The 17,329-nt window shown below is 49.6% G+C and carries 21 protein-coding genes, 1 other RNA gene and 1 pseudogene; 12 read left to right on the forward strand and 11 right to left on the reverse strand.

Annotated elements, in window-relative coordinates; genetic code table 11:
- Positions 1–58 precede the first annotated feature (58 nt).
- Positions 59–943 (forward strand): small-conductance mechanosensitive channel MscS, encoded by an 885-nt coding sequence (gene mscS / locus MD588_RS17335; RefSeq protein ID WP_265698789.1) that lies wholly within the window; start codon positions 59–61, stop codon positions 941–943.
- 280 nt (positions 944–1,223) lie between these two features.
- Here the strand turns inward: mscS and MD588_RS17340 are convergent, their stop codons facing one another.
- Together MD588_RS17340 and MD588_RS17345 are read right to left on the reverse strand one after the other, a co-directional pair.
- Complete coding sequence (locus MD588_RS17340; RefSeq protein WP_265698790.1) at positions 1,224–1,784, reverse strand: YbaK/EbsC family protein; 561 nt, start codon at positions 1,782–1,784, stop codon at positions 1,224–1,226.
- Positions 1,774–2,406 carry a LysE/ArgO family amino acid transporter gene (locus MD588_RS17345; RefSeq protein WP_265698791.1) on the reverse strand — a complete coding sequence of 211 codons (633 nt, stop codon included), beginning with the start codon at positions 2,404–2,406 and terminating at the stop codon, positions 1,774–1,776. The genes MD588_RS17340 and MD588_RS17345 overlap by 11 nt, the downstream gene beginning before the upstream one ends.
- Positions 2,407–2,551: 145 nt before the next feature.
- Between MD588_RS17345 and MD588_RS17350 the strand changes: the two genes are divergently transcribed.
- A complete protein-coding gene (locus tag MD588_RS17350; RefSeq protein ID WP_265698792.1) occupies positions 2,552–3,448 on the forward strand; it encodes a LysR family transcriptional regulator ArgP in 897 nt (298 codons plus the stop codon).
- 157 nt (positions 3,449–3,605) lie between these two features.
- Positions 3,606–4,304 (forward strand): oxidative stress defense protein, encoded by a 699-nt coding sequence (locus MD588_RS17355; protein ID WP_265698793.1) that lies wholly within the window; start codon positions 3,606–3,608, stop codon positions 4,302–4,304.
- A gap of 174 nt (positions 4,305–4,478) precedes the next feature.
- Here MD588_RS17355 and serA read toward each other — a convergent pair whose 3' ends face one another.
- From serA to zapA, 5 genes are all read right to left on the reverse strand, one after another.
- Positions 4,479–5,708, reverse strand: a complete 1,230-nt coding sequence (gene serA / locus MD588_RS17360; protein WP_265698794.1) for a phosphoglycerate dehydrogenase — start codon at positions 5,706–5,708, stop codon at positions 4,479–4,481.
- 265 nt (positions 5,709–5,973) lie between these two features.
- The gene (rpiA, locus tag MD588_RS17365; protein ID WP_265698795.1) at positions 5,974–6,633 is read right to left on the reverse strand and encodes a ribose-5-phosphate isomerase RpiA; all 660 of its coding nucleotides are present in this window, start codon (positions 6,631–6,633) and stop codon (positions 5,974–5,976) included.
- A gap of 217 nt (positions 6,634–6,850) precedes the next feature.
- Positions 6,851–7,453 (reverse strand): 5-formyltetrahydrofolate cyclo-ligase, encoded by a 603-nt coding sequence (locus MD588_RS17370; protein ID WP_265698796.1) that lies wholly within the window; start codon positions 7,451–7,453, stop codon positions 6,851–6,853.
- 102 nt (positions 7,454–7,555) lie between these two features.
- Positions 7,556–7,737, reverse strand: a non-coding RNA gene (gene ssrS, locus MD588_RS17375) — 6S RNA.
- A 7-nt stretch (positions 7,738–7,744) separates the two neighbouring features.
- Entirely contained in the window at positions 7,745–8,047 is a 303-nt protein-coding gene (gene zapA / locus MD588_RS17380; protein WP_265698798.1) for a cell division protein ZapA, read from the reverse strand.
- 347 nt (positions 8,048–8,394) lie between these two features.
- Between zapA and MD588_RS17385 the strand changes: the two genes are divergently transcribed.
- From MD588_RS17385 to gcvH, 4 genes are all read left to right on the forward strand, one after another.
- Positions 8,395–9,042 (forward strand): UPF0149 family protein, encoded by a 648-nt coding sequence (locus tag MD588_RS17385; RefSeq protein WP_265698799.1) that lies wholly within the window; start codon positions 8,395–8,397, stop codon positions 9,040–9,042.
- A gap of 23 nt (positions 9,043–9,065) precedes the next feature.
- On the forward strand, positions 9,066–10,253 hold the full coding sequence (gene ubiH / locus MD588_RS17390) for a 2-octaprenyl-6-methoxyphenyl hydroxylase (RefSeq protein WP_265698802.1): 1,188 nt from the start codon (positions 9,066–9,068) through the stop codon (positions 10,251–10,253).
- A 2-nt stretch (positions 10,254–10,255) separates the two neighbouring features.
- Complete coding sequence (locus MD588_RS17395; protein WP_265698803.1) at positions 10,256–11,464, forward strand: FAD-dependent 2-octaprenylphenol hydroxylase; 1,209 nt, start codon at positions 10,256–10,258, stop codon at positions 11,462–11,464.
- A gap of 263 nt (positions 11,465–11,727) precedes the next feature.
- Positions 11,728–12,111 (forward strand): glycine cleavage system protein GcvH, encoded by a 384-nt coding sequence (gcvH, locus tag MD588_RS17400; RefSeq protein WP_322784259.1) that lies wholly within the window; start codon positions 11,728–11,730, stop codon positions 12,109–12,111.
- 65 nt (positions 12,112–12,176) lie between these two features.
- Here the strand turns inward: gcvH and MD588_RS17405 are convergent, their stop codons facing one another.
- Positions 12,177–12,383 (reverse strand): DUF1107 domain-containing protein, encoded by a 207-nt coding sequence (locus tag MD588_RS17405; protein WP_265698806.1) that lies wholly within the window; start codon positions 12,381–12,383, stop codon positions 12,177–12,179.
- Between the two features lie 485 nt (positions 12,384–12,868).
- Between MD588_RS17405 and MD588_RS17410 the strand changes: the two are divergent.
- The 3 genes and pseudogenes from MD588_RS17410 to nqrM form a co-directional block, all read left to right on the forward strand.
- Positions 12,869–13,135 (forward strand): annotated as a pseudogene (locus tag MD588_RS17410) (DUF134 domain-containing protein); the annotation flags it as partial.
- Between the two features lie 100 nt (positions 13,136–13,235).
- Entirely contained in the window at positions 13,236–13,712 is a 477-nt protein-coding gene (locus MD588_RS17415) for a NifB/NifX family molybdenum-iron cluster-binding protein (protein WP_265698807.1), read from the forward strand.
- A complete protein-coding gene (gene nqrM / locus MD588_RS17420; RefSeq protein WP_265698809.1) occupies positions 13,709–13,909 on the forward strand; it encodes a (Na+)-NQR maturation NqrM in 201 nt (66 codons plus the stop codon). The genes MD588_RS17415 and nqrM overlap by 4 nt, the downstream gene beginning before the upstream one ends.
- 26 nt (positions 13,910–13,935) lie before the next feature.
- On the opposite strand, the gene MD588_RS17425 is transcribed toward nqrM, so the two are convergent.
- Genes MD588_RS17425 through ygfZ form a run of 3 tightly spaced genes read right to left on the reverse strand, consistent with a single transcriptional unit; the run spans position 13,936 to position 16,353 of the window.
- Positions 13,936–14,886 carry a LysR substrate-binding domain-containing protein gene (locus MD588_RS17425; RefSeq protein WP_265698810.1) on the reverse strand — a complete coding sequence of 317 codons (951 nt, stop codon included), beginning with the start codon at positions 14,884–14,886 and terminating at the stop codon, positions 13,936–13,938.
- A gap of 21 nt (positions 14,887–14,907) precedes the next feature.
- Entirely contained in the window at positions 14,908–15,369 is a 462-nt protein-coding gene (locus MD588_RS17430; RefSeq protein ID WP_265698811.1) for an aminoacyl-tRNA deacylase, read from the reverse strand.
- Between the two features lie 3 nt (positions 15,370–15,372).
- Positions 15,373–16,353 (reverse strand): tRNA-modifying protein YgfZ, encoded by a 981-nt coding sequence (gene ygfZ, locus MD588_RS17435; RefSeq protein WP_265698813.1) that lies wholly within the window; start codon positions 16,351–16,353, stop codon positions 15,373–15,375.
- 282 nt (positions 16,354–16,635) lie between these two features.
- On the opposite strand from ygfZ, the gene MD588_RS17440 reads away from it, so the two are divergent.
- On the forward strand, positions 16,636–16,896 hold the full coding sequence (locus MD588_RS17440) for an FAD assembly factor SdhE (protein ID WP_265698814.1): 261 nt from the start codon (positions 16,636–16,638) through the stop codon (positions 16,894–16,896).
- Complete coding sequence (locus tag MD588_RS17445; RefSeq protein ID WP_265698816.1) at positions 16,844–17,302, forward strand: protein YgfX; 459 nt, start codon at positions 16,844–16,846, stop codon at positions 17,300–17,302. The genes MD588_RS17440 and MD588_RS17445 overlap by 53 nt, the downstream gene beginning before the upstream one ends.
- The last annotated feature ends 27 nt before the right edge of the window (positions 17,303–17,329 follow it).

Here is a 17,329-nt window from a genome sequence, read left to right on the forward strand (position 1 = left end):
TGGTGGCGTACAAATTTTAATAATTAGGCTAGTTAGCATAAATAAAGAGAGAGTAAAGATGAGTGAGAGTGTAGCCGACAAGGTAGTCGATACTATTACTGACAATGAGTTAACCACTGGCGTATTGAATGCCAGTACTTGGGTGGCAGATAACCAAGATCTACTAATTCAATATGCTGTTAACCTTGTTTCAGCACTATTGATCCTATTCATTGGTAACATGATCGTAAAAGGCATTGCCAATGGCGTCGCGAAGGTGCTGCGCAAGAAAGATATGGATGAGGCGGTTGTCGAGTTCCTTCACTCGCTCGTTCGTTACCTGCTATTTGTCATCGTACTGATTGCCGCTTTGGGCCGCCTTGGTGTACAGACGGCTTCTGTGGTTGCAGTGATCGGTGCCGCTGGTCTTGCTGTCGGTTTGGCGCTTCAGGGCTCGCTGTCGAACTTTGCTGCGGGTGTATTGATTGTTAGCTTCCGTCCATTTAAGTCTGGTGATTATGTGGAAATTGGTGGTGTTGCGGGTTCTGTAGAATCAATCCAGATTTTCTCAACAGTACTAAAAACACCAGATAATAAAATGGTGGTGGTGCCAAATGGCTCGGTGATTGGTGGAGCAATTACCAACTATTCCCGCCATGCTACCCGTCGTATCGATTACGTGATCGGTGTGTCTTACGATGCGGATCTAAAGAAAACCAAAGAAGTACTCACCCGTGTGGTCAATGCCGAGTCACGTGTGCTTAAAGATCCTGAGCCAACGATTGGTGTTGTGGCACTGGCTGACTCTTCGGTGAATTTTGTGGTTCGTCCATGGGTGAAAACGGAAGATTACTGGGGCGTTTACTTTGATTTGCTGCAGGCGATCAAAGAAGAGCTGGACAAAGAAAATATTGGGATTCCGTACCCGCAAATGGATGTTCATCTGAATAAGCTGGAAAGCTGATTTCTGCTGAGTATATGGAATTATCAAAATGGAGCCAATCGGCTCCATTTTTTATGCCAGCTCTATTCCTGAACAGCGGCTTTATATCAAACTGAATAATTATCTGGCCTATCAGCGAGCTTGAAAAGGTTCAGATACAAGGCGCTTGATTGTAGGTATATTCATATCCTCCAAAATCGAGCAACACCGTAGCTGAGCCTTTGCAATTCGCCCTTTGGGAGCGTGCCAGCCGCTCGAGATCTGCCCCAAATTGCTTTGATGTAGAGCCACTATATCTTCATCAATTTGGATTGCTTTCAATCGGCTGGCATCGCTCTGATTGGCTCAGATAATTGTTCAGTTTGGTATTAGTCGGCAGCGGGATCACTTTGTTGGGCAGTGCTGCCAATAAGCTATCGAGCTGATTGGTGGCAAAGGCAAAGGTGAACTCAGGCTTGCCGGGGGTGAACATTAGCTCGGCATGTTCATAGAGGATAGGGTCAACCAGCAAGGTTATGTTCTCCGGTAACCCGAATGGGCACACAGCACCCGGCGCACAGCCGATGGCTGTGATCATCTCTTCGTGGCTGCATACCGATACCCGTTTGCCCAATACCTGTTTGACCAGCTTGCTGTCCAAGCGGCTGTCACGGTGGGTCAGGAGCAGACAGTGGCCCCCGCCTTTGATTTTCATAAACAGGCTTTTGGTCGGAGCCGCGCTCCAGCCGAGCTCTTCGGCAATTCTGGCATCCGTCTCGAAATCAAGGATCGGCTCGTGCTGCCACTTCTGATATTCGACCCCTGTTTGGCTAAATAGGGCAAGGTTCTTAAGATAAATCGCTTCTAACTGATCAGGCTGCATATTGAGTCCATAGTCCTTTTGCTAAATGGCTGGCAATGAAAAACATCATAGCGGCAACGGCAAGGTCGATACCACGCTTTACCTTCGGTTTTGACAATGTCGGTCCTAGCTTGGCGGCCCCGATGGACAGGGTATAGAACCAGACGAAGGAGGCCATAATAGTACCGATTGCAAAAGCGACACGGTCATGCCCTTCAAACTGGCCGCCAATAGAGCCAAGGATAACCACAGTATCTAAATACATATGCGGGTTTAGCACGGTAACGGCCAGGGCACCAAGGATCACGGCTCGACGGCCGCGGGCGAGCACCTGCTTTCGCTGTTCTTCTTCCTGCACCGGACGCAGGGCGCTGCTCAGTGACAGTGAGCCGTAGAAAAGCAGGAACAGTACACCGCCGACAGTGACACTGAGCAGCAAGGTTTCATTGCTGGATAACAGGGCTCCGCCACCGAAGATCCCCAGGCTGATAAACAGGGTATCGAGCATACTACAGATGGTTGCCGTGGTTAGGTGGTGGTTACGTTTAATACCTTGATTTAATACATAGGCATTCTGCGCACCGATCGGAATGATCATACTGGCCCCTAAGCCAAACCCTTGTAAGAGTGCCCAAATACTCATCGCTACTGCTTTCCTTTATCATTTTGAAATTTATGGATTTAACTGATGGCGCAAGCTTACTCTCGAGGGTAGGATTAAGTACAACTAATAAAATTTATCTATTATTAGTTTCTCTAATGATGTTGGGTTGTGTGCAGGAGTAGGTATGCGAGGGTTGGATTATCGTTGGATTGAAGCGTTGGATGCGGTGATATCACAACGCGGTTTTGAGCGAGCCGCAGAGCATTTATGCATTACCCAGTCGGCGGTTTCACAGCGGATCAAACAGCTGGAAAAATTGATGGCGCAGCCTATGCTGGTACGGGAGCAACCGCCAAGGCCGACATCAGCCGGGCAAAAGCTGCTTGGCCTCTACCGTCGGGTTCGCCTGCTGGAACAAGAGCTGTTGCCGGAAATTACCCCGGATGACAGCAGCCAGCCGTTGTCGGTATCATTGGCAACCAACGCAGATAGTTTGGCCACTTGGTTATTACCGGCATTAAGCCCGCTGCTCAAATCGCGCCGGATCGAACTTAACTTGCTCGTAGAGGACGAAGCCCGCACGTTAGATAAGTTACGCAGCGGTGAAGTGGTAGGGGCTATCAGTATGGATGCCACACCGATGCCGGGATGTGTGGCGGATTATTTGGGGCGGGTCGATTTTCTTTGTGTAGCAAGCCCGGACTTTGCCGAAAAATATTTTGCCGGCGGGGTGACACGTGACAGTCTGCTGGCGGCGCCCGGGGTGGCATTCGATCAACATGATGATATGCACGAGCTATTTGTGCAGCAGCACTTCAACTTGCCACTGGGGAGCGTGATGAAACATACGGTCAGATCGTCTGAGGCATTTGTCCGAATTGCCATGGAAGGGATTGCTTACTGTCTGATCCCACGGGTACAGATCCAAGATGAGTTGGCCAGCGGCGAGCTGATAAATGTAACCCCGGAGATTTTCCTGACCCGCAGGATGTACTGGCATCATTGGGCACTGGAAAGCGGAGTGCTGACGGAGTTGTCGCAACGGCTTACTCAGCATGCCCGCAAGGTCTTGCCGCAATAATTGAGTATCACCTAGCCCATGCTTCGATTGATGTTGATACCCCGCTCAATAAAACAATGTGCAAAATATTTTTTAATTTAGGGATAATTTGCGAAACCTTGTTGTCGAAGAGAGACCAACCGATAAACGAGACGGTACAACCAATTAGGATAGCCATATGAAAAAGCAACTATTAGCAGCGGTATTAGGATTCAGTACACTGAGTTTTGCCGGAGCGGCAGTAGCCAATGTGACCGTGCCTCATCTTGAAACCACCGGTAGTGGTGAGGTGACTGCTCAGCCTGATATGGCGGTCTTCTCGGTGGCCGTCGAAGAGACACGTCCGACGGCGAAAGAGGCTAAGAAGGCGGTAGATAAAGCCGTTACGGCCTTTGTTGAGCGTTTGCAGGCAAAAGGGATCGAGCGTACTAATATCCAGAGCGCCAATATCAGTCTGCAGCCGCAATACCATTACCCTAAAGATAAGAAGCCTGAGCTGGTAGGCTATCGCGCCAACCGTCATATCACAGTGACGGTGAAGGATCTGGAGCAGTTGAACTCCTACCTGGATAGTGCACTGGGTGACGGAATCAACCGGATCAACAATATCGAGCTCAAAGTTAGCAATGAAGATGAGTATATCGAGCAGGCACGACAGGCCGCGATCAAAGATGCAATGGTGAAAGCCGAATCATTGGCAAAAGGCTTTGGCGAGAAGATCGACGGGGTATGGCGCATTACCTACCAGGCCGCTAGCCCACGTCCGATGATGATGCGTATGGCGATGGATGCCGCACCAGAAACGTCAGCGACCTACCAAGATACGCAGATCACGATCCGCGATCGGGTTGAGGTAGTGTTTAAGCTTGAGGAGTAGCTAGATCCTAGAATCTGGAACCGAGTTCCTAGAGGTAGAGCAAGATCTTGACAGAATCGTGAGGTTGTTGAAATCTTCTTGTAGGAACTAGGAACTAGGAGCCCAAACGAAAAGGAGAGCCGATGCTCTCCTTTTTCGTATCCGAAACTAGGATTTCGATTTAATTATGTGTGATTAATGTAAAATACGGGCACGAATGGTGCCTTCGATGGCTTTTAGCTTACTGAGAGCCTCTTCTGCACGCTCGGTTTCTACATCGATAACCACATAGCCAATTTCGGCGCCCGTTTGCAGGTACTGGGCGGCGATGTTGATCCCTTCCGAGGCAAAAATCGTGGTGATCTGGTTTAGAATCCCCGGACGGTTTTCGTGAATATGCAGTAGGCGAGAACAGTCACGGTGCTCAGGCAGCGATACTTCTGGGAAACCGACAGCAGACAGAGTTGAGCCGTTGTCTGAGTATTTTGCTAGTTTGCCCGCCACTTCGACACCGATATTTTCTTGTGCTTCCTGGGTTGAGCCACCGATATGCGGTGTCAGCAAGACATTGTCGAACTTTGTCAGTGGCGACTCGAATGGGTCGTTGTTGGTTTTGGGCTCAACCGGGAATACGTCGATGGCGGCACCGGCAATATGCTTGCTTTCCAGGGCGCTGCAGAGTGAGTCAATTTCAACTACGGTTCCACGGGCGGCGTTGATGAAGATCGCCCCCGGTTTCATGCGGGCAAACTCGTCTGCCCCCATCATATCCTGGGTCTCCGGGGTTTCCGGTACGTGCAAGCTGATCACGTCACATTTGTTAAGCAGCTCGGTCATTGAGCGAACCTGGGTGGCGTTACCGAGAGAGAGTTTGTTCTCGATATCGTAGAAATAGACTTTCATCCCAAGGTTTTCAGCCAGAATTCCTAACTGGGTACCAATATGGCCGTAGCCAATGATCCCTAGGCGTTTTCCACGGGCTTCGAAAGAGTGCTCTGCCGACTTCAGCCACTCACCGCGGTGGGCCTTGGCATTTTTCTCGGGGATTCCGCGGAGTAATAATAGGATTTCACCTAAAACCAACTCGGCGACACTTCGAGTATTTGAGAACGGGGCATTAAAGACTGGGATACCACGTCGGGTCGCTGCGTCTAGATCCACCTGGTTCGTTCCGATGCAGAAACAACCAACAGCAATCAGCTTGTTCGCGGCATTAAAGACCTCTTCAGTCAGCTGGGTACGGGATCGGATACCAACAAAATGCGCATCTTGGATTGCTTCGAGCAGTTCTTCGCCTGCGAGCGAGCCTTTGTGGTACTCGATATTGGTGTAACCGGCTTGCTGTAAAACTTCAATTGAAGAAGGATGAACCCCCTCTAACAATAGAATTTTAATTTTTTCTTTATCCAGTGAAACTTTAGCCATTGGGTTCTCATCCTTAAAAACATGAGTCAAGGCGTTCAGGCAGGGGTAACCAGTATTACTGACAGGAAAGACTAAGCATGGTTATTTTCCTGCATGCTGGCCGCCTGAGGCGTTAACTCAAACGATTGCTACATGCTGATATTAAAGTATCAAAAAACAACCACTATGGGTAAGAATATTACAATATAGATAAGAAAAAACGGCATAAATTATGCCGTTTTGTAATCAAATAACAGAAATCAGCCCAACTTGAAGGCTAACCAGTTTATTTCTCGAATTTTTTCACGCCTTCCGGGGAGCCCATCAGCAATACGTCTGCGCAGCGGTGGGCAAACAGACCAACAGTCACTACGCCAGGCAGAGCATTGATTTGGTCTTCCAGCTCTTTGGGGTTGGTGATTTCCATGTTGTGCACATCTAGGATGATGTTGCCGTTATCTGTCACACAGCCTTCGCGGTAAACCGGATCACCACCTAGCTTCACCAGTTCGCGACCGATGAATGAGCGAGCCATCGGGATCACTTCAACCGGCAGCGGGAATTGACCCAGTACCTCTACTTGCTTGGTATCGTCAACAATACAGATAAACTGTTTAGCAATAGCGGCAACGATTTTTTCGCGGGTCAGTGCGGCACCGCCGCCTTTGATCATATCAAACTCGCCGTTGATCTCGTCGGCACCATCAACATAAATGTCTAGGCTAGAAACTTCGTTTGCATCCAGAACAGGAATGCCGATTTTTTCCAGGCGTTCAGTTGAAGCAACGGAGCTTGAAACAGCCCCTTTGATTTCTTCTTTACGGGTTTCTAGAGCATCGATGAAGTGATTAACGGTTGAGCCTGTGCCAACACCTACAATGCTGCCTTTTTTTACGTAGTCCAGAGCAGCCCAGCCAGCAGCTTTCTTCATTTCATCTTGTGTCATGCCTTTCTCCTAGTGATGACGTTGCGCGGAGCGCTGATTATAGCTAACTGGACTTCATGCGTCAGGCCAATTCTTTGACTGAGATCTCTGTTCTCAGAATCAGAAATCATAACTCTATTAATAACATAGGGTTAGATGCTATGACTGTAGCACGTAAAAACCAATCGTTTGCGTCGTCGGGCAAATATATGCTGGAAAAGGCACCAGTATTCGTTTTTTACCAGGAAAAGTGGCAGGAAGGGGTAATAATTTCTGGAAGTGGGACATCCCAGGCTTCAAACGGAAGGTTGGCGACTTGCTGGCAATCATGGGCCAGTCCCAGCGGACGAGGGCCTTGTCTTTCGTGGTGCCAGCGGTTGAGTGTGCGATCATAATAGCCGCCCCCCATCCCCAGGCGCTGGCCTGTGTCGTCAAAGGCAACCAGTGGGGTGCAAATTAAATCCAACTCGTTGACTGGCTTGACCAAGCGAATATCAAGAATAGGTTCTTGAATTTGATATTTGTTCAGCGTCATGCGGGTTTCTGGCGTGTAGTGCAGAAATAGCAGGTGGCCTTTGCTGAACGGATGTAGCACGGGTAGGTAGACTGCTTTGCCGTACTGCCACAGCCAGTCAATAAGGGGCTGGGTATCGATTTCACCGTCATTGGATAAGTACAGGGCAATATGCTGGGCATCGATCACACTTTGCACCTGCTGGAAGCGAACAAGAAGTTCCTGTGCGTCATTGCGTTGCTGCTCCGGACTCAGGGCGCGGCGGCGTACACGTATATGTTGACGTATATGTTGGCGTGAAGACGATGGCTGAACAGGTGAACTCATAGGTCATCCAATGACAGAGGTTGTTCGGGTAATTATAGAAGCGAGTATCTAGTAGGCGAGTTCCTTGAATCTTGGTGTTTCGATTCTCGTAACTTGCAGAAGGTATGCCCCAAGGTGCCGTTGCGAATAGTGGCCCTTGAACCAGAGTTCAAGGTGGATCAGCAACATTAACCGTAGGCTTCTCAGTACGGGCTGAGCATGCTCAATAGCTAATAAAAGCCAATCCTGGTTTTTTACTTATCGGCTCGGGGACGTTAATTCACTGACGTACACCCCAGGGTCAATTCATTATCAACGCTTTGGTTGATTTTGCAATGCCTTATCCAAACTTTCTGCTAGATCGTTGATTCGATTGGATAAATTTGCGTCATTGCCGTATTGTTCTTTACGTTCGCTATGCAGCTCATTACAGATATTCAGACCTGTAAATATTAACAACTGCTCTGCATTGCTGATGTTAGTACGTTCGGACAAGTCCTGTAGGCGCTGATCAAAATCTTTTGCCGCCTCGCGCAGTGCGTCTTCCTGACCTGCAGGGCAGTTTACCCGTAAGTTGCGGCCTAATACTTGAATTTCAACTGCCTGAGTACTCATAATTTCTAATCTGCTCCGTGCCAGATTGTTAATATGGCATTCCGCTTGCGATACGCGATAGGTGGCTAAATATAGAAAAAGCCCTTTCAACATGCAAGCTTGCTTATCACGCTTTGCGGCGAATGGTTACTGACTAATCAGATCTTAACCAGTTTGGAACCATTCTGGAACCCGTTCTGGAGTCAGCTTGGTACAAACAAAGGCTTAGTAACACAGATCAAAGTTAGCGCTGCCATAACGGAGCGGCGAATACGTTGAATTGTTATCAGGTTATTAGCCTGTTCTAAGCCTAAGTGGTAGCATAACACAATTAAGATTGGCACCAATGAGATTAAGGTGAAAAGCCCATGAGCGAAGTTAAATTACCCGCATATGACGCAGTTGACGCAGCATTAAAAGATCACGGCTTAGCGGTGACTCCGTCAGAGCTTCACGGTCTGCTGAGCGGGATGATCTGCGGTGGTATGGCCGTTGACGACGAAAGCTGGGTCGGCCCGGTCAGCGACTACGCTAACGAGGGCGCGCCTTTGACTGATGGTGCGAAAACCGCCGTACGCCTGGTATTTGATGCTGCCTCTGCCGAGTTGGGTGAATTGGCGAAGACGCTATTTACCTCGACGGCGGCGGAACTGGCTGATTATGAGTTTAATGTTTCGCTGCTGCTGCCTGCCGATGAGGTTGAGCTTATGCTTCGTGCCGAGGCCTTGAGCGAGTGGACGACAAACTTCATTTCAGGTCTGGGCCTGATGGGGCTGGAAAAAGCCAAGCTATCACCGGAAGTCACTGAAGCCGTTTCGGTACTGGAAGAAATTTCCCAGTTAGGCATCGATGAAGATGAGGACATGGCTGAACAAGCTCAGCTGTTCGATAATGTGGTTGCCTATGTACCTGAATGTGTATTGACCTGCCTGGTTGAGCTGAGCCAGCGCCCCGGTGCTGTTGAAGAGCCGAATATTCCGGGTATCGGCCAGGATGAAAAACCGACTCTGCACTAATCATTAATGCGAAGGGACTGGATGTGAAGCAGTATGATGTTGTTATTGCTGGTGGCGCAATGGCGGGTGCGACATTGGCAATTGCCCTCAATAAACTCGGTAACGGGCAGCTGAAAATTGCGGTTGTTGAAGCCGTCGCTCCTCAGCTGGATCTGCACCCGGGCTATGATGCCCGTAGTATCGCTTTATCGCTCGGATCGGCCAATATCCTGAGAGATATTGGTATTTGGACGCCATTGGCGGAAGTTGCTACACCGATCTCCCATATTCACGTGTCGGATCAAGGCCATGCCGGTATTGTGCATGTCGATGCCGACGAGCAGGCTGTCGATGCGCTGGGCTATGTGATTGAGCTGGCTGATGCTGGCACTTTGTTTCATCAGCAACTCCGCGAAATCGAACAGGTCGATCTGCTATGTCCGGCGGCGATCACCGAGATCTCGCGAAGCCAGGAAACCGTCACTTTGACATTGGATCAAGGTAGTACGATATCGGGTAAGTTACTGGTCACGGCAGACGGGGCATTGTCGGGCTGTTGTGACATGCTAGGTATAGGTCGCTCGGAATATGATTTTGAACAGGTTGCTGTGATAGCTAACATCACGACTGCCGAACCTCACCAAGGCCGAGCCTTCGAGCGTTTTACACCGTATGGACCCGTAGCCCTGCTACCGATGTCTGAAGGGCGGAGCTCGCTGGTGTGGTGTATTCGTCCAGAAGATCAGCACAAGGTTATGGACTGGAGTGACAAGCAGTTTCTGGCTGAACTCCAGAAGGCTTTTGGCTGGCGTTTGGGGCAACTGATTAAAACAGGGGCACGCTGTGCCTACCCGCTATTGTTACGGCAGGCCCAGCGAATAACCTCCCACCGTGTGGCGGTGGTCGGTAATGCGGCACAAACGCTGCACCCGATTGCCGGACAGGGATTTAACCTCGGTTTGCGTGATGTCATGACCCTGGCAGAAGAAGTAGTACGTGGTGTAGCCAAGGGTGAAGACCCTGGTAGCATTACGATCTTGAGCCATTATCGCCAGCGGCGCACGCCGGATCGCGAAGCAACTATCGGTATGACAGCTGGGCTGGTGGGCTTGTTTGCCAACAGCAGCTTCCCGCTAGTTGTTGGCCGGAACTGCGGCCTTATGACGATGAGCCTATTTGATACATTAAAAGCACCGCTGGTACGGCGGGCAATGGGACAGGTAGAAAGATAATAATGATGCAAAGTGTTGATGTTGCCATTGTTGGCGGTGGAATGGTTGGTTTGACGTTGGCGGCAGCGCTTGCTGATACCGAGCTTCGCGTGGCGGTGATTGAAGGTCAGTTACCGGAGCAGGAGCTGGCACCATTACCGGACTTACGTGTTTCAGCCCTGAGCCGAGCCAGTGAGCGTATTTTACGCCGGGTAGGAGCCTGGCCAGGGATAGAGGCTCGTCGACTGAGCCCGTACTGCAAGATGCAGGTGTGGGAGCAGGACAGTTTTGCCGACATCGAGTTTGATGCTGGGCGCTTGGCGCAGCCAAACCTGGGCCACATTGTTGAAAACCGGGTGATCCAGCTGGCATTGTTGGAGCGGGTACAACAATTGCCGAATGTCACCTTACTGGCTCCAGAGCGTTGCCAGAATATCGCCTTTGGTGAAAGCGAAGCCTGGCTTAGCCTCGAGTCGGGCAAGAGCCTGACAGCTAAATTGGTTGTGGGGGCCGACGGCGCTAATTCTTGGTTACGTCACCAACTCGATATTCCGCTAACCCACTGGGACTATGGTCATAGTGCGATTGTTGCCAACATCCGATGTAGCGAGGCGCATGACAACACCGCCCGTCAGATCTTTCGCCCGCAGGGGCCATTAGCCTTTTTGCCTTTGCCTGACAGTGATCTATGTTCGATTGTATGGTCGGTTTCTCCGCTGGAAGCCGAGCAGCTCTGCGCGCTGTCGGATGAAGAGTTCAATAAGTCACTGACCGCCGCCTTTGATCACCGGTTGGGCTTATGTAAAGTTGAAGGTGAACGGCAGGCATTTCCATTAAAAATGCGTTATGCCCGTGATTTCGTTCGTGAACGCGTTGCTTTGGTCGGTGATGCCGCCCATACCATTCACCCTCTGGCAGGGCAGGGGGTCAATTTGGGATTGCTGGATGCTGCCAGCTTGGCACAGGAGCTTAAGTCATTATGGTTGCAAGAACAGGACATCGGTAAGAAAGTGAATCTGCGTCAGTACGAACGGTGGCGCAAGGCCGAAGCGGCTAAGATGATCACCGCGATGCAGGCTTTCCGCGACCTGTTTGATGGTAGCCATCCGGCGAAAAAGCTGGTGCGAGATATCGGCATGTTTATTGCCAATAAAGCCCCGGGAGTGAAAGACGAATTTATGCGTCGGGCATTGGGACTGTCTGGAGAGCTACCGGATTTAGCCAAGCATTAGCCGTTGTTCCAGTATCCATCACACATTATAAACCGCCTCATTTGAGGCGGTTTTTTCTTTGCGGTTAATTACTAGGGATAATTTGTTCACTTTTTTGATTTTTCTCCTACAGTAAATAACAGGAAATTGAGTACGCGTACTGGATGTTGTTGACAGTAATGTCAGTTTGAGGAGCTGTACCTGTGTTTTAACTCATCTGCTTTGATCGCATTCCTTGATGGGCGATAGGCAGGCTTTCATAAGGAAGTTTCACCATGAGCTATATTCCCTCTGAAATGAAGTTTACCAATACCCATGAGTGGGTGCGTCCGGAAGGTGATGGTGTGTATACCGTCGGTATTACTGATCATGCCCAGTCTATGCTGGGTGATATGGTTTTTGTGGATTTGCCCGAGCTGGATGCCGCGACAGATGCTGGTGAAGATTGCGCGGTAGCAGAATCAGTCAAAGCGGCCTCTGATATCTATGCTCCCCTGACCGGTTTTGTGGCCGCAATTAATGAAGAGCTCGAGAATTCGCCGGAGCTGGTTAATAGTGACCCTTATGGTGACGGCTGGTTATTTCAGATCAAGGTTGAGGATGAAAGCGAGTTCGCCGATCTGCTGGATGCGGATAATTACCAGGATTTGATAGACGAATCTGAATAGCACTGACGTTATGGTAATTCTTTGGTACAAAAAAGCCCACAAGGTGGGCTTTCATCAAGATAGGGTTAGCATGAGAACTCTTTTAAGCGCTTTATCTCCTGGTTTACCTCATTAACGGTCTGGAAATGCCGTTGCTGAGCTTTCACGGGCACAAGCAACATTCCGTTGTTGAATTCATAGCCTCCTCGGCCATCAATATAGATCCTTCCACTAAATAAACGACTTACGTGCTTTGCTATCAGTTTTGGCACGTAGCGTTTGAACATGCGCATATAAAGTCAACCTTGTATGGGTTCCAAACGGTAGAAATTATAAAACAACATGCATGAAAAAATTGTGACATTTACAGCATAATAATAATGTTAAATTTAACTGAGTGGTTTATTTTTTTGTGCTACTACCTATTCACTAGATGAATATCCTGTTTTTTCTTAAGGATAATTAACAGGGCCGTATTGAAAACGATTTGTAATTCCACTGGCCATTAAATTTTATGCTTGTTTATTATGGTGTTATGTAATTCTCCATCTCCACTGATAGCGTTATAAATACACATTGTTTTGCTCTCTCAAACGGATCGCTAGGCTTCGATACTGCCCTTCTGCAGCTCTTCTGGTGTTTTGTGCTAAAAAACACCGCTGGTCTGAGCTGTGTCTTTTTCGTTCTTTTTCCTCTTTTCTGTCCTGGATCAATACTTGGTTTCTGGCATATGCCAATAATATGACCATTATTGGCATATGCCAGAAAAGAGAGTGTGATGCCCAGACCTAAAATAGAACGGCGAATTGGTTGCCGCCCCGCATACAGTTGCTTTAAACCAAATGGTGTGCCAATGGCACAGTTAGACAGTATTTTGCTGGCACCTGATGAACTGGAAGCAATTCGGTTGGTTGATCTTGATGGCCTTAACCATCAGGCCGCTGCGTTGCAGCTTGGTGTTTCACGGCAGACACTTGGTAATACTATTGCCCGAGCAAGGCATAAGGTCGCGCAGGCACTGGTCAAAGGGATGGCCCTTGATTTTGGCTCTGCCTCGCCACGTTCGTCAACCGGACAGCCTGTGGGCTCTGACGTGATGACAGATACCAATCGGGATAAGTTGTTAGAAGAAAAGGATAATTAATATGTCGCTAGCAATTGCAGTTACGCCTCGGAATCAGGTTGCAGGTCATTTTGGTAAGGCTTCAGCCTTCCAAATATTTGATGCGCAGGGGACGTTTATTACCCTGCTGGAAAATAGCGGAAGCCGTGAGATCGGCTGTAAGCATAAGAAGCGTATTCAGCGCCAGCTGAGTGAGCTTGGGGTCACTGAAATTATCTTGGGAAATGTCGGTCAACGATCGCTGGCCAGGCTACTTGGCGCGGGTTTTACGGTGAGCAGGGTACCGGCACGCAGTGAGTTATCTGCCGTACTTGCTGGTGAGGTTACTAGAGAAGTTCTGCTATCTGCCGAGCAAGGCCGTCCCTGTAAGCGTGAAAAAGGCGACTGTGGCTGCGGTTGTGGAAGTAAGACAAAAGCGGCGCCGGCTAAAATTGGTACCGTAGTGAATACAAAACCGGTGCTGTCTGGTCTGACTAAGATAGGAGGACTGAAGTTATGACATTTTTACTCACGGTGATGATTTTCTTACTGGTGATTGTCGCCATGGCCATCGGTTGGATTATAAAGAAAAAAACAATCGCGGGCAGCTGTGGTGGGTTGGCAAACGTCGGTATCGAGAAAGAATGTGATTGCGAAGAGACGTGTGAAACGCACAGGCTGTATCAGATCCAGGAGCCGCATCCAAAGCAAGATTGATAAAAAGCAGGGTGGCCCTGCTTTTTTTATGCCCTGCTGTCGGGACGTTGGCGCAGGGCGGTAACCCGCTCGGTAATGGTTTGGCTGACGATGTGCTTCAGCCACTCAATTCGAGGGTGGCTGCCATTTCTGCGTAGCCAAAGCATATTGATATCAAAATCTGGAATATCGACCGGCGGCTTGCATTGAGTCAGGTCATCATGAAAGATTTCAACTTTGGCCATCAGCGTGGAGACCACGCACAGTAGATTCCGTCCGGTCAGCAGGTGGCGGATCGTCAGGAAGTTGCTCGAGCCTACTGCGACATGACGGCTGAAACCTTGTCGCTGTAGTTGGCTATCTACCGCGCTGGCCAGTTTACCGTCGGGAGTCACCAGTGCTTGTGGGGTTGCGATATAGCGCGCAAGATCAACAGGTATACTCAGCCCGGTAGCCTGCCTGTCAAAAAGACAAACATGATCCTCGGTATACAGGTACTGGCTATCCAGCTCTCTTGGCAGATTTTTCATCGAGCCAATGACCAAATCAATTTTTTGCTCTTCAATCGCGGACTGATAGTTGTTGCGATCGACATTACAAAAGCTGAGTTGGCAGTGGGGAGCCAGGGCCGTAATGGCATCAAACAAGGCCGGAGCAAAAAGTAGCTCGGCATAATCGGTCAGTCCGATGCGCAAGTTACCGCGGTAATCATGTGGTGTAAAGTCGCCAGGCTGGAGGATTTCGGTTGTGACAAGCTGGAGAATATGCTCGATCACCGGTGCAAGTTCAATGGCTTTATCCGTCGCGATCATTTGATGGCCCTGGCGCTCGAACAATGGATCATTGATGAGGGCACGCAGCCGCGACAGGTTATGGCTCATCGCCGACTGGCCAAGGGAGAGTTTCTGCGCCGCCTTCGTGACGCTGCGAGTTTCCATCAAGGCTGAAAAAGCGATGAGCAGGTTGAGGTCTACACCACGCCAGTTGATGTCCTTCATTGATTGAGCCCTTTCCCTGAGTTAGCGGCAGATGTCGGCAAACATCGGATCACAGAGTAAAAGGAGATCTTCGGTTTCAAGCTCGACCCCTGCCATGCGATCCCCGCTGCTGATATTCACGAGGTGATGTTTTTTGATGGCGTGATCAAAAATAACCGGAAGAGGGCGTTTTAGGCCAATGGGGGCAACGGTGCCGATCATCAGCCCGGTAACCTTCTCTACATCGCTGGCATCGGCACAGGTCATACGGCGACAACCAAACATCTCGCGCACTTTTTTCGGGTCGACTTGTGCCGGTCCCGGCACACAGGCGAGAACATGAAATCCCCCCATGTCGCGAAGCAGGATTGATTTAACCATCTGTTCTGGATTGACACCACGCTCTTGCGCCGCTTCCTCAACCGTCTTTGCTGGTTTGGTGTGAGGAAGGAGCCGATACTCGACCCCTTCATTTTCTAAATAACATGTTACAGAGGTTTGCATTGTTTACTCGTTCTCTTCTAGCGAGTAAGGCAGTGGCAGCTTCTGCCAAATAGCGTCCTGATCGGTGAGGCGGAACTGGCTCTCTTCATCCAGATCGTTTGGCAGGCCGACCAAGGCGATACACTGATTGTCAGCAAACTGGTACGCAGCGATGATGGTGCCGCCTTTACGCCAGTTTTCTCCGACACTGCGCTCCAGCGCATCACCAGCCTGCGGGCAGTGTTCTGCCGGGCCGGTTACAATATACATGGCACGCTTATTAATACCGCGATACTTGGCGCGCGCCACCGTTTCCTGGCCGGTGTAGCAGCCTTTTTTGAAGCTGATTGCCCCTACAGCCTGCAGATTCATCGCCTGGGGAATAAACTCCAGTTCGGTCTCGGCATCGACGCGCGGAATAGCATTTTGGATATCGTACATATCCCACAACGAGCTGTCTGAAAGTACGGCCTCATTGGCCAGCTTGTTGGCGATGGTTTCCGCCTGATCGGCTGCAATGGCAATCAGCCAGCGTTGCTCGTCGATCTTGACGGCAGTCCCGCCAGTGATTGCGCGGACATCACCTTCGCCACCGAATTCACGCTCAATCACGGTCGTTGCCTGGCTTCCGGTCAGGCCGAGTAAGACATCATTGCTTTGCTCGATATCGACTTTAGAGAAAACGGCATATTTTTTCAGCTCCGGTAGCTGGGTCGCCATAATGCTCTGGCGTTGCAGGAAGCCATAGCCTTCATTATGGTGAAACAGGCGGAAAACCGTGCGCATCTTTCCCTTGGCATCACAATGGGCACCGAGGGTTGACTGATCTGCATTTAAGGTGACGACATCACAGGTCACCTGGCCCTGTAGGAAAGATTTTTTATCTTCACCAATTAGGGTAGCCAGTCCCCAGTCGGTAAGGTTGATCAGCGCCAGCTCTGGCAGCGCATCTTGGGACGTTAAAGGGATTTTCTTGAAATTCAGGGCGTTTGACCAGGTGCTCATAGCGCGTTCCATGATTGTCGGGTAGCTCGCGGGGGCTTTGCTTATCCCTATTGGGATTAATAGCAAAACGGAACCGGCAAGCTACTGCTTATAGAGTGAATATCATTGTTCTTGCTATGTTAAAACGCTAGCTGGCATTTGTCAGCTTATATACCTAAACTCCTTTTTTGATCATAGGTCTCATCTTCACGTTTTGCTTGTTCTTGCGCATGGTCGGTATGATCTCGTGCTGCTAATATTGAGCGAATTGTATAAACGACCAAGTAAAGGTTGAGGTTGTATATGTTGAGTGCAGAAGAAAAGGCACGCGTTAAGTGGGCATGCCGTCGTGGTATGCTGGAGTTGGATGTGATCATCATGCCGTTCTTTGAGGAGTGTTTTGAGCAGCTATCAGAGCAAGAGCAGCGGGATTTTATCTCTTTGCTGACTTGTGATGATCCCGATCTGTTCACTTGGATGATGCAGCATGGTCGCAGTGAAAACCCGGCTCATGCAGCAATGGTGGACAAAATTGTTGCCCACAACAACAGCAAACTTCGTTGAGTTTGATGTAAAACCTTCCAAATTGTCTGCTGCCGCGCTGACCATTCTCTATTTCAGTGCGGCATGCCTGTTACTTCTCGCCTGGTTACGTACCGTTCTTCCCCTACCGCTAATTGTTGTGTGCCTGGATATGCTGTGGCACGAATGGCTGCAGTTGCGTCTCTATTGTCAGTCGCAACAAGGGCGGTTGATTATCAGCATATCGGGTGAAGTGTGCTGGCAGCGGCAGAAGTGGCAGGTGGATAGGGTGAAAATACGCACCCGGTTCTTGCTGCTATTGCGCCTCCGCCGCCCCGAACAGCACCGCTGGTTACTGGTGTGCCGTGATGCATGTGATGAAGCAGCATATCGAAGTTTGTCCTTATTTTGTTACAGCTCGGTTATCTACTGCTCCGACGACGGATAAAGTTGAAATTAATTAGATGAGTCAGAG

This window comes from Photobacterium obscurum (genome assembly GCF_026191635.1).
GTDB classification, from domain to species: domain Bacteria; phylum Pseudomonadota; class Gammaproteobacteria; order Enterobacterales; family Vibrionaceae; genus Photobacterium; species Photobacterium obscurum.